Here is a 12,777-nt window from a genome sequence, read left to right as displayed (position 1 = left end):
CGTCGGGCCTGGCAGGCGGCAGTAGACATTCGTCGCTAGGGCAAAATGTAGGTGTCCCAGCACGAGCTATTTTGTCGGGGCATCGCCGACCAGAACTCAGCCCAACCTGCTAAGATCAGAATGCCGGCCGCGCCCGGTCCGGGGAGGCCAAAGCGACCACGGCCGAATAGCCAGGTTGAGAAAGCGTCTGACAATCATTGCGGACACTCGGCCTCTGATGTAATTTAGAACTTGATCACGTGAGGAATATGCCCGCTGTCGCGACGGCTTTTCTCTCTTTTCTGTCTCGGCAGATAGCATGCTCTCTAACGGACCTGACACTGCAAGCTGGTTGTTGTGGTCGCCGGGTAACAGCGGTTAAGGGATTTGCCATGCTTCGACGTTGCGGATTCGTTGCGGCCTTGATGCTCGCAAGCTTCGTGATCTTCGAGGCTTCTGCCGTCGAACGAAGGGTCGCCTTTGTAATCGGCAACTCCGATTACCAAGAAATCTCGGCCCTCAAGAACCCGGCCAAAGATGTGGTGGACGTATCCAACACGTTTCGGGCGGCTGGTTTTGATGTTTTCGTCGCGAGCAATCTTACAAAGCTGCAGTTTGAAGATCAGTTCCGTAACTATCTTGCCGCCGTGGATGGCGCCGATATCGCTGTCGTCTACTATTCCGGCCACGGCTTTCAGATCGGCGGCGAAAATTTCCTGATCCCTGTCGATGCCTCGTTGAAAGATGCGGCGGACGTCGAGGTCCAGGCAATCAAGCTGAACGATGTGCTGCAGCAGATGCGTTCGAAATCGAAGATCCAGGTGATCATCCTCGATGCCTGCCGCAACAATCCATTCCCTCGCAAGGACTATTGGCTCAGGGACCAGCTTCTTACCGCAAGCGGCACCGGCCTTGCGCAAGTAAGAAGCTCATTGAACACGCTGATCGCTTTTGCCACCGAACCCGGTGCGGTTGCCTATGACGGCGCCGGCGACCTCAGTCCTTTTTCATTGGCGTTTTCTCGTCGCGCGCTCGCCCCCAACCAGGAGATCCGCACGGTCATGGCGGCCGTCCGCCGGGATGTGGTTGAGGCTACCCAAGGCCTGCAGGTTCCCTGGGAGAACTCTTCGCTGATCGACGAAGTCGTTCTGATGCGCCGCAGCAGCCGCCCATCACTGCCGCCGGTATTGGAGAAGGTCGTGCTGTCCGGGGCCGGCCCCATCGATCTGGACCTTCCGGAACCGGTCCAGGTCGACGGCGGGACAATAACCGTCAGCATCGAAAGACCACCCGCCTTGGGACGCCTGATGCTGGACGGCAAGGTCATCGAGGCGGGAGAACTGATCCAGGGCAAGGATCTGCCGCGTTTGCAGTTTGATGTTCCCAAGGGAGCTGGCGAGCCGGAAGAGATGGATATGCTGGCCTACGCCGCACGCGACAGTTGGGGCGGCGAAGCCAAGGGCATGCTGGTGTTCCGGGTCAAGAGCGGCGAAGGAGCCGAGGGCGAACAGGTGATGGCCTCGCTCGAAGCCGAGCAGAAGCAGCAGGTGCTGCAGCGCGGCATTCATGTCACCGGTGCGGCCGAGGCGATCGAGAACCGGGAGGTCGACGTTCCGGTCGGCGTGGGCGCCGTTGCTCTGAACCTGGATGTCCCGACAGACGATGCGGCGGTCAGCCTGAAAGTCACAAACTATCCGGCAACGGGAACGCTCTCCCTGCCGGATCGGACCCTGTCGCCCGAATCGAGCTTGACGGTCGGCGAAGTCGAGGGGCTGCGCTATGAACCCCAGATCGGAGCCAGTGCACCGGTCGAGATCGCCTTCGAAATTCGGGCGGACAGCGCAATATCCAAACCCGCCAAAATGAAACTGTCGCCGAGCGTGGATCCGTGCGACCTGGCTGCCGGCGAACCTCTCGACCTTCAAGGCGTGGTCCCCGGCCTGCTGCCAAATGAAATCGGCGCCGACGCGGTGGAGCTGTGCGAGGCTGCGGTGAAGGCGTATCCCGATGTCGCCCGCTTCCGTTATGAACTGGGACGCGCGCTGCTTGCAGCCGGCAAGGTCGACCAGGCCAGGAAAGCCATCCAGCAGGCCGCCGACAGGGGGCACGTGCGCGCGGTGTTCGAGCTCGGCTACCTCCATGCGACGGGAACGGGCCAGGCTGTCGACCGCAAGCAGGCCAACACCTTCTACGCGGTGGCATCCGACAAGGGTGACCCCTACGGCATGACGGCATGGGGTCGTGCCCTGTTCCATGGAAACGGCGTCGAGCGCGACACCGGCAAGGGGCTGGATCTGCTGCTCAAGGCGGCATCGATGGGGCACACCTATGCCATAAACGATCTCGGCGCGATCTTCACCGAAGGCCGCAACGGCGTGCCCGCCGATCAGGCCCGTGCCGTTGCCTTCCTCAAGGCCGGTGTCCAGCGCCAGGACATGTATTCGATGAACTTGCTCGGTCGCAATTACCTCAGCGGTCGAGGCGTCGAGAAGGATCCGAAGGCTGCGCTGGCGCTTTTTCAGAAGGCCATCGACCTCGGCCAGCCCTATGCGCCGGCCAGTCTTGCGCGCATGTACCGTGATGGCGTTGGCGTCGAGCAGAACCTTGATGAAGCCCAACGCCTGTTTGAACTGGCAACCTCGCGCGGCGACCAGTCCGGCGCCTATGATCGCGCGGCTCTCGAGATGCAAAAGGGCGACCAGGCCGACCAGGCCGTCGCCGTGCGTTTCCTGGCATTCACAGTAGCGCTCGATTTTCGCAATGAGTTGCCTGACGCCCGCGCGACGTTGGCGAAATTCGGGGCCAAGCCGAAAGCGGCGGCGTTGAAGCAACTGCGTGGGGAACTCAAGTCGAAGATTCCGTTGAGCGGTTCTGTCGACAAGCAACTGGTCAAAGTGGCGAGGGCGGTCTGGGAACAAGCCAATCCGCGTCGGGATTTGTTCTGATCAACAAGGAGGCAATGGTGGGCAGAAATCGGAAGCAGGCAACAATCGGGATAACTCTGTCCATCGCCTTGGCGGGGGTCATGGGCTGCACATCCTGGCCACCCCTTCAACCGACGCCGCTGGTGGCGACGCCAGCACCGGCGCCGAAGGTCGTTCGCAGAGCCCCGGCGCCGCGGAAGGTCGTCAACCCGGCTCCCAAACCGGTAGCCGCCAGGAAAGCGGTTAAACCGGTCGCGGACGAGCCGGCTGCTCCCGTAATCATCCCGACTTCGGGAGGTGGTGGCGGGACTGGCGGGAGTGGGGGGAGTGGCGGGAGTGGCGGGAGCAGCGGAGGAGGAGGCGGCTGGGGAGGAGGATAGCGTTGAATGGCTGCTGCAAGTAAGCCAATTAGAGCATTTACGGCCAAGTGGAGTCACTTGGCGTCGCAGAAATGCGGCTAAATCAAACAGATAGATCCGGATGCTCAGCTCAATTTGAACGTATCCCGCTCGCGGATCCGGGCGACGGTCTAACTCGCATCCGCTGACTGGCGCAGCGCCTCTGTCTCCGCCATCTGAATGCCCATTTCGACAAACGCGGAAAGAACTGAAAAGCGATCCTCCAGTGCAACGCGTGCCAGTCCGGCCAGAACCCCCGCACTCACAGCGCGGGCGGCTGTCGGCAAGGCCGATAGCGCTGGCGCCTCCATAGCTGAACCGTTGCCATGCCGTCCTGCAGCCAGGGCAATCCAGGCAGCCGGCGTTGTTGGCGGCATCGCCGCAGCCTTGCTCACTTCCGGGCGATGGTGAGGGCTATCCGGTTCGCTGACCCAGTCACGAACAAGCGCGAGCAACTCCTGATCCCTGTGGTCGAGCAGAACGGTGAGATGGCTCAGGCACTCATGGGCCCACCACACCGCAGCCCGCTCGGGAAGGAGATAGGCACAGAACGTAATCGCCTCCTCGGGCACGCGCCCGGCAAGGAGGGCGCGGCAAAATTCGATTGAAGGTTGTTCGGTCGGACGTGCCACCATGTCCCTGGCAACAGCGGGGTAGGCCATGAAAAGGTCCCGTGCCGTTTTGAATCGAAGCTCATTGGCCATGGCCGCCACGCTTTTATCGGGGAATAATCGACACTGAAGCCCTGGACAGGGTGCGGGTCAAGTCTCAGTCCGTAGCAAGATGCAAATGCCGTCCACTCCCCGTATGCTTGACGTTTATTGACAGACAATCGCTTCGGAATTTGGTATACTCCACAGCCGAAAAAATCGGATGTTCAAGACAGGAGTAACCGTTATGCAGTTGGGCAGTTTAGCCTTCGTGTTGACGGTCACGCTTTTTTCGACCCACGCTTCCGCTGATCCACTTCAGAAGTCAGAAGACATCGTGAAGTTTTTTTCCGGGGCGAGCGAGTTCGGCCCGGCGCGTGGAATCTGCGTCGGCACCGAAGACGAGTGCAAGGGCAAGAAGAAAGAAGCGCCGGCCGAAAAAACCAGCCTCGATATGCTGATCAATTTCGGCCTGGATTCTGCCGAACTCGACGCGACTGCGCGTGCTGAACTCGACGAGTTCGCCAAGGCGCTAAAGGACAGCCGACTGAGCGCCCTCGACTTCGTTGTTGAAGGTTACACCGATGCGTCCGGCTCGGCTCACTACAACGAGGGACTGTCGGAACGAAGAGCCCGATCGGTAACAACCTTCCTGACCTCTAACGGCATCGACGCTGCCCGCATCAAAGCGACAGGCTTGGGCGAAACGAACCCGCGCAATCCCAACCCATACGATCCGGTAAACCGCCGGGTGGAGATGCGGATAAGGACTGAGTAGGGCTGGTACGCCAAGGCACGGCTCACGTCGACAGACTTGAAACGCTGGCTCGTCAGTTGTTGTTGAGCACGCCGCCCACAGCCACACCGGTGCCGAAAATCAGCGCCTTGGTCAGGAAGTCGTTGTTGTCCGGCGGCGGTGGGTTGTCCTGTCGAACCACCTCGCGGTTGCGCCTCTTCTGAACGACCTGCTGCTTGCGGGGCATCTTTGCCACCACCGACTTTTTTGTGCGGGTCTTCTGTGCCACCGGCTTTTGTGTGCGGACCTGCTGCACCTGTTTTTTCGGCTGTGCTGCACGAGCCTGATCGGCAGCGTATCTGGCGCGCACCGACTCCATCATTGGATCCGTCTGGATCACCAGGAACGTCAGTTGCTCGCGTGTCAAAAAATTGGTCTGCGGTAGACCATTCTTCGCTTGCCAGATGCCGATCGCCTGCCGGGTCTTTGGACCTATGTTTCCATCGATGCGGCCAAGCTCGTTGCCCAAGGCTTCGATGCGCAACTGCAAATCGATACGGCCCTGGCGATCAAGACCGATCGCACTTTCCGTCAACTCGGTGCCCGGGGCCTGCTTCACCTCATCCGAAACGCCAACCGAGGTGCGAACGGCTGAGCCGGAATTTGCGTTCGCCTCGTCCTCATCGATTGCCGCAATCTGCCGATCTTCGGCTTTCGGTTCGTTCAACTGATCGATGTTCAGCCGTGCCACCGTGGCGAAGCGGCCATTTGGAAACTGTTCGAGATAGGCTTCGTAGAACGGAATGGTATTGCGCTTGGAAGCTTCATCCCACAGACGCTGCTCCACCTCCCAGGAAGGAGGCTCACTGGTCACCGGGGCAGGAGCCGGTGTCGCTGCGGTGCCGGATGCGCCAGCGACAGGTTTTGTGGCAGGCGCCGCTTCCGCTACGGACTGTCCCAGGAAGACCTCGCGTCCCAGTGATGCGTTGTGCCAAGGTCTCTGGCGACCTTGTGTCGTTTCGGTCACCTGGCCGCGCACACGCGTCAGCGCGCTCTGGATTTCAACGCCGGGTTCAGTCAGGTGCCTGGCGAGTGCAGTGGAGTAAGGACTGTTGACACCGTTGCCGTCGAAAGCGATGGCGCCTGGATCGGTTGCATACGCAATCAGGATTCCGCCGGTTCCAACGCCGTCCGATTTTGCGTCGATCGGCGCCAGACCGGAGCCAAACGAGGCGGAACGGCTCTTCGGCATAGAGGCGGCCAGCGTCCTTGCCAGTGGATTGTCGCGGCAGGCATCGAGGATAATGACGCCGATCGCCGGCTCGGGCGGTAACGCCGCCATGAAGTCATCGATCTGGATTGTGCGGGTCTTGAGATAAGCGGGCGATGTCAGCTCGGCGTCTACCGGAATCAGAAAATTCCTGCCGTCGACCTGCATGCCGTGCCCGGCATAAAAAATGACGGCGAGGTCGGCGTCGTAGGATTGCTCAGTAAACCGGCTGATGAGGCCGTGCATGCCTGCATTGTCTTGATCGACCCCCTCGATCACTTGGAAGCCGGCATTGCGTAGCGTGGAAGCGATGAGATGCGCATCGTTGGCGGGATTGGGCAATGCAACGGCATGCACGTATTTGCTGTTGCCGATGACCAGCGCCACGCGTTTGGCATCAGGCGCAGCAGCCTCGGCGCCAAGCGACGCGATGATAAACAGGATAAACCCGCTCAGAAAGACGGCAAATGCTTTCATCGACCAGCCCTCCGCCCCGCATGGGCGCACTATTGATGTCTGCGCATGCTAAATTCATCAGCGACATAATCTGCCAAATGGCTCTTGGGCGTATGTGATCTCGACCACAGTTTTGGTTCACAAAGGGCCCTAAAAAAGTTGGCCATAGTAACACTTGGCAACAGGAACACCAATGGTCTAACGGCGAACTCGCACGCCGCGAGAAGCAGGTTCAAAGGGTATTCTGCGTCGGGCTTAGGAGGGCTGTGATCGCCTGCTTGTACTTTTCGAACTCCGGCGATGTCTGCCGGACTTCCGTCGTTGTCGTTGTCTGTTGACTCACCTCGGTCGTCGCCGGGCTCAGCTTCCTGCCCATTTTCCTTTCGGCCCAGCCCACGACATAGCTGGCAGTCTTGCCAGTGAGGAACCGATTGGCTTGAATGACGGCCGACCCGAGCACCGCGCTCAATTGCGCCGAACCCGGCGACGACAACACTTGATGGGCGCCTTCCATTCCCAGGAAATGACAGAGATAGAGCCGGCCGGCTGTGATCTGGTGGCCGCGCGCGCGAAGATAGGCTTCGCCCTCGCGCGCAAGATTGCTGACCATCTCGCGCGAGATGGTGGCGTCGAAACGCAGAGCGAGCAGGTCGGCGGTTGACAGTGTCCGCGCAAGTTCGGGGCGATAGGTGTTCATCATCCTGATCCAGGTCTTCGTTATGAACTGACCGGCGCCGGTTGCCGAAGAATTTGGATTCTTGGCGCGGGCGCTGCCGCCACTTTCGACTTGAACGATACGGTCGGTCAGTGTTTCGACAGCAGAAGCGTCCGTCGCGATTGCCGTAACCGTACCCAAGGGATTGATCGCCTCGCCATTGCGATAGAGTTCGAAATGCAGGTGCGGCCCAGTCGAAAGACCAGTCGTGCCGATGTAACCAATGATATCGCCTGCCTTCACCTTCGCGCCGACACCGCCCTTGACCGCGAATTTCTGCATATGCGCATAGCGCGTCTCGCGCGCGCTTCCGTGCGAAATCTTCACCAGATTGCCGTAACCTCCGCCATCGCCTTGAAAGACGATTTCGCCGTCGAAGGCGGCTGCAATAGGCGTACCCAGAGGCGCCGCCCAATCCACACCCTTGTGGATGCGAACAGTGCCGAGGATCGGGTGCTTGCGTGGGCCGAAGGTGGACGTCATGACCCCGTTGACCGGGGTGACCATGCCGTTGGTGACTGTCAGCGAGCGAACCTGATCGTCGCCGCTAACGCATGCAAACTGGCCATCGGTCTGCTGGAACACGAAACAGTCGAGGCTTTTTTCGTTGCCTTGGACGCCAACATATAGCACCCGTCCGGCCGTCTCTTCCTTGCCACGCGGCCTTTGCGAATAGATCAGGACCAGACGCTGGTCTTCGCTGGCGAAGGCATCCAGATCCTGTCCTCTCGAGAGGTACATGATCGCTTCTCCGATCACGCCGGTGGGGACTTTATTGCGTGCTGCTGTCGAGTAGATTGCGTCGAGTAGTCGGTATTGCCTTTTGTGGGTGCCTTGTGCCTGTGCGCCCGAGTAGTTGAACAGATCTTCGCGGACCCAGGGGTCGACACCAGACACAAACGCACCAGCGGCATTGCGCGTCAGCGTACCGACAAATACGTTCTTGGCGTAGATCGAAACCTGCATGAGGGACATGGTTGTCGTCTCGCGCGTCGGCCTGAAACCGCGCATCGCGACGACATGACCTGGCTCAAGGCTTTCCCGATTGAAAAGCGCCTTCAAGGCTTCGCCTGCCAGCTTGGCGTCCTCGGCGGAGAAATGTGCATCCAGGGCAACGCTGTCCAAGCTGCGGTCGTTGAGAATCTTTACGAACGTGTCCTCGGTAGCCTCATATCGCTGATATTCGCTGGTGACATTTGCAACGCTTGTGTTGTTTTCGATCTGGGTTTTCTGGAACGCGGGAAGGGCTGCCTCGCCTGCATCGATTGTTTCGCCCCAACCTGCTTCGGGGTCATCGGCGTCCACCTGCGGGTCCGAAGCAACCGGAGCCTCGTTTAGAACGGGCGGTGGCTGAAGGTCGTTTTGCAGATCGTTGGATGGCGCCGCCGCAGTCTGTCGCTGTGCCTGGAAGAATGCGAAATCTTCTTGCGTGGAGGGTATCGTTGTCATGAATTTTTCGCTGGCGCTAAGCATCACGTCGGACAGAATTTCAATCTGGGGAGAAACTCCAGCCTGATCGAGTTCTGCGGGGCGCGGGATCACTTGGCTTTTTGTGGCGGCGCCGGTGTCGGGCGCAAGGGTGATCCACATCGGATCGCCTGCGAGATCGATGATGGCAGGCACATAGACCGATGCATCGGCTGGCACATCGTCGGTTCCCTCGACCGCGTGCAACTCCTCGTCTTCATCGCCGAACGACCAATGGTCCGCGGTGAGATAGAAGCCGGCAGCGATCGACAACAGGACAATCACAGCAAGGCCGGCAAGGAGTCTGCGCCAGAGCCTGCGTCTGCGCAGGGCGGCGCGCGCCTGCCTTTTCAACCTGAAACTTGTGTCGATACTGTGCGTCACGGATTGCTTCCGGTCAGGAAAAAGGTCCACCGCACCTGTTCGAGCGTATCGACTTCGAGAAATCGTGCGGCGATATGGCCGCGCTGCCAGCATTCATCGATGCCGCGTATCGAGAAGCGCCGCCGGTCGATGCACATTTCGGTCGACCCGGTCAGGGTCGCATGACCAAAGACGTCCGTCGCATAGATGTAAATGTAGCGGTTCGTGAGCTCCTCGCGGATGACGTTCACGCACTGATTTGCACCGATGGTCCACCAGCCGTCGGTCTGGTCCGCATTGTCGACCTTTTGGCCGACGGCGAGATTGACGACGTCGAGCGTCTGATTGCAGACGGTGAATTCGGCGCGCGCTTCGTGGGACGACAGGACAGCAAGCAATATCGCCCCCGACACGACCGTGAGTTTGGTACGGCTTCTCAGGGCAAGCAGGCCGCGAAGCCAGTCACGCTGATTGTTGGGCGGGACAGCGGTCAGGAAGGAAAAACGCGAGCGGCGGAGGTCCATCGGCGTCCATGCTACCCGCCGAGCCGGAAGTACTTTGCAGTCGCGGAGAACTCAGATCGGTTAGTCTCGATCTCTTCGAGAATCTTGGGCAACAGCAGCGCGGCTGGTGTTGGCGCGGAGAACGCCGCAGCCTGGATATCCTGTGGACCGGTGATGACCATTATGATCTGCGGCACGACCTTGCCGGCCGCCTTGTCGGCTGCGCCGAGATCGATCGGAATGTTGAAGGTGGCCTTGTCCGCTTGCGCCAAGATACGATCGTCGAGGCTGAATGCCATGCCCCTGTGGTCGATCAGCAGCACGCTGGAAATGAGGCCGCCATGCGTCACCAGCGTGCCGCCGATCGGCGAACCGCTCGGCACCCTCGTCCGATCGAGAACAAGCTGCGGCTTGTCAGCCGCCATCTGGTCCAGAAAGCGCAGAAAGTTGGTGACTTCGCATTGAGCCGGTTCAATGAGGCGGACGCTGATGTCCGGTTCGACATGGAATCTCGCCTGGAAATCGGACATCATTTGCTCGAATGGCGGGACCCCAGTGCCCAATCCTTCGATCTCGACGGCGGTTTCGGTTGCCGATGTCACCGTCGCATAGAAACAGTCGCCGCCGTTGAAGTCGCGCACCCAGGAGACCCGTTGCGCAGCGTTGGCGAGGACATTTTTCGGCGGTCGTCCTAGTTCCGGTTTCGGGACGTTCAAGGCGACGGTGGATTCGGGCACCCGCGCGGCCGCCTTGGACTCGGCCGGCTGGTTGGCCGGTTGCTCGGGCTTCCGGCTCTCCATCACGTCGGGCTGGACCGCGGGGGGCGGCGAGGCTTTCTCGGCCAGCGGCACTGGCGCGATCTGGGCTAGCGGCGGAGCCGCTTGCTGGCTGTCGCTGATCACGGTGTCCGGCTGAATTGCCGGCGGTGGCTTTTCGGCTGTCGCTTGTGCCTCGGCTGCCGACGGCTCCAGGGTTTCCTCGGTTGGTGAGGGGACTTCGGCGGGCCGTGTCGGCTCCAACCTTTGATGCGCTGCGGCATCTGTCTGATTTTCAGCTGACGGCCGCGTGTCGGCTGCCGACGGCTCCAAGGTTTCCTCGGTTGGCGAGGGGACTTCGGCGTGCTGTGTCGGCTCCGGCATTTGATCCGCTGCGGTATCTGCTTGATTTTCAGTTGGCGGCGCAGCGGCCTCGGTTTGCGACTGCTGAGGTGGAGCTACTTTTGCCGGCTCATCGCCCGGCGGATTCGCAGCTTCTTCCGATGGGGCCGGAACTTTTGGTGCCAAAAGCGATGTATCGGCGGCGGTCGGTGTGGAAGGCGTCATCAAGCCAGTCAGATAAATGCCTGCACCGGACGCTACAGCTAACGTCGCCAAGGCAGCGATCGCGATGGATCGGGTCTTGGCGGACTTTCCAGGGACATTAGGCAAAACCGCCCGAGGAGGACCGGCAACTGCCGAAGGCCTCGGTTCGGACAGATGCGCCGGCCGGACATGCGGAACGAAGACCCGCTCGCCGGGAGCCGCCGGAGGCTGACTTTGGAGCTTGGGGCCAGGCGCGACGGTTCCCCTCCTTCGCGGCAAACCCGTCCGGTCTCGGGGTGTGATCGACGCTGGCGGCGTTGTCTCCTCATCCGTGTCGTCGCGTGTCATCCTGGCGATGTCCGCCATGCTGATCGGCCGGTCTTGTGGATCCGGCAGCAGCATGGCTTCAACAATTCCACGAAAATCGGCGTCGATGTCGGATAGGTCCGGGACAGTTCGGCGTTTTTCCACGATCTCGAACTGGGAGCCGCCCATGTCGATCGGTTTGCCGCGTAAAGCAGCAGCCAGCACCAACCCCAGGCTGTAGATGTCGGATTGCTCGCTGACATCGCCACTGTAGAGCCCGAGTTGTTCGGGAGAAACGTAGTTGTACTTTCCCGCGAATTTTCCGCCGATCAGGGTCTCGCCGCCGACGGTCGCCGATCGCGCGATGCCAAAATCGATGATCTTTGCGCGTTCGACCCGGCCTCCTGGCAGGATGATGTTATCCGGGGAGAGGTCGCGGTGTATTGCTCCCGCCTGGTGCACGGCGCTCAAGCCGGAAGCCAGACGATGGCAGAGCTTGCGCACGTCTTCCGTCGGCATCGGGCCACGTCGCATAACATCGAACAGCGATTGGCCGTCGACGAATTCCATAGCGAGGTAGGGGCGACCGATGCCGGGATCGATCGTGAAGACGTGATACCGAACGACTGCGTCGTGCGACAGGTGATTGAGGATCGACGCTTCCTTGCGGAACAGGGACAGGATCGTCTGATCACGGGCGAACTCGGGCAAGACGATCTTGATCGCGACGTGGTCGCCGGTCTGGATGTTGTGGCCACGATAAACTTCGCCCATGCCACCGAATGCGATCCGCTCGTCTAGTTCATAGATGCCGCTGAGTTGCGTGCCTACGGCTGTGTTGGCCACGTTAGGCGATATCCGCGTCTTGTCGTCGGCGCTCATCAGCCTCAACCTTCCGCTCTGGACGGATCAGGATGGGTCCAACTGCGCCCGTCTCCGATCTTCACGAGCACGATGGTGACATTGTCTGTCCCCCCGCGCGCCAGCACCGTTTGCAGTAGGTTTTCGCATGCCGCCTGAGGTGTCGCCGACACCGCCGCTGCCTCGATCTCGGCGTCTGTGACATGCGCTGTCAGCCCGTCGGTGCTCAACACAAATATGTCCCCGGGCATGATTTCGCCTTGCTGGAAGTCAATGACGATCTCGTCGCTGACACCGACCGCATGCGTGATAACATTGCGGCGCGGCCAGGTGAGCGCTTCGGCTGCGCTGATCATGCCCCTGTCGAGAAGTTCCTGGACTTCGGTGTGGTCCTTCGAAATCTGCGAGATCGAGGCGTTGCGGATCAGATAGACGCGGCTGTCGCCCGCCCACAGGCAGGCAAACCGCCCACCCATCGCCAGCAAGGCGGCGACGGTGGAGCCAATGGTTATTCCGCGAGATTCCGATATCCTGCGGATTTCGGCGTTGGCCCGGCTCAGCCTGTCCTCGAAGCGCGCGCGAAGATCCGGTGCCGAGCTTGCAATGCCGATCGTTGCCAGATGATCGACGATGCTGGCCGAAGCGACTTCCCCGGCATCATGTCCACCCATTCCATCGGCCACCACCCACAGGCCCGTTTCGGGCTCGACCAGATAGCTGTCTTCATTGAGCTCACGGACACAGCCTCTGTGGCTAACGCCGAAGCTTTCAAAGGGAAGGGCGACATTGTTCAATTTGCCACCAAGCGCTTCTCAGGCGTCCTCTGCGGCGCACTGTCAGGCGCTCGC

At 60.5% G+C, this 12,777-nt stretch carries 8 protein-coding genes; 2 read left to right on the top strand and 6 right to left on the bottom strand.

The features are described from left to right. The first annotated feature begins 248 nt into the window (after positions 1-248). The gene (locus EJ075_RS01020; RefSeq protein WP_245458073.1) at positions 249-2,924 is read left to right on the top strand and encodes a caspase family protein; all 2,676 of its coding nucleotides are present in this window, start codon (positions 249-251) and stop codon (positions 2,922-2,924) included. Between the two features lie 508 nt (positions 2,925-3,432). Here the strand turns inward: EJ075_RS01020 and EJ075_RS01010 are convergent. Continuing rightward, positions 3,433-4,005, bottom strand: a complete 573-nt coding sequence (locus EJ075_RS01010) for a hypothetical protein (RefSeq protein WP_095486610.1) — start codon at positions 4,003-4,005, stop codon at positions 3,433-3,435. Positions 4,006-4,198: 193 nt separating this feature from the next. Between EJ075_RS01010 and EJ075_RS01005 the strand changes: the two genes are divergently transcribed. Continuing rightward, positions 4,199-4,729: an OmpA family protein gene (locus tag EJ075_RS01005; RefSeq protein WP_126103021.1), complete on the top strand. Its 531-nt coding sequence runs from the start codon at positions 4,199-4,201 to the stop codon at positions 4,727-4,729. Positions 4,730-4,781: 52 nt separating this feature from the next. Here the strand turns inward: EJ075_RS01005 and EJ075_RS01000 are convergent, their stop codons facing one another. The 5 genes from EJ075_RS01000 to EJ075_RS00980 form a co-directional block, all read right to left on the bottom strand. Next, positions 4,782-6,344: a caspase family protein gene (locus tag EJ075_RS01000; protein ID WP_245458072.1), complete on the bottom strand. Its 1,563-nt coding sequence runs from the start codon at positions 6,342-6,344 to the stop codon at positions 4,782-4,784. Between the two features lie 301 nt (positions 6,345-6,645). After that, positions 6,646-8,979 carry a M23 family metallopeptidase gene (locus EJ075_RS00995; protein ID WP_126107193.1) on the bottom strand — a complete coding sequence of 778 codons (2,334 nt, stop codon included), beginning with the start codon at positions 8,977-8,979 and terminating at the stop codon, positions 6,646-6,648. Further along, complete coding sequence (locus tag EJ075_RS00990) at positions 8,976-9,482, bottom strand: DUF1036 domain-containing protein (protein WP_206072974.1); 507 nt, start codon at positions 9,480-9,482, stop codon at positions 8,976-8,978. Before EJ075_RS00990 ends, EJ075_RS00995 begins: the two co-directional genes overlap by 4 nt. A gap of 11 nt (positions 9,483-9,493) precedes the next feature. Then, positions 9,494-11,950, bottom strand: coding sequence for a serine/threonine-protein kinase (locus tag EJ075_RS00985; RefSeq protein WP_126103019.1), 2,457 nt, complete (start codon positions 11,948-11,950; stop codon positions 9,494-9,496). Positions 11,951-11,955: 5 nt separating this feature from the next. Beyond that, positions 11,956-12,723, bottom strand: coding sequence for a protein phosphatase 2C domain-containing protein (locus EJ075_RS00980; protein WP_126103018.1), 768 nt, complete (start codon positions 12,721-12,723; stop codon positions 11,956-11,958). Positions 12,724-12,777 lie beyond the last annotated feature (54 nt).

Source organism: Mesorhizobium sp. M6A.T.Cr.TU.016.01.1.1 (assembly GCF_003952585.1).
Lineage (GTDB): Bacteria > Pseudomonadota > Alphaproteobacteria > Rhizobiales > Rhizobiaceae > Mesorhizobium > Mesorhizobium mediterraneum.
Note: the sequence above shows the minus strand (reverse complement) of the source record. Positions and strands in the feature narration are given on the sequence as shown.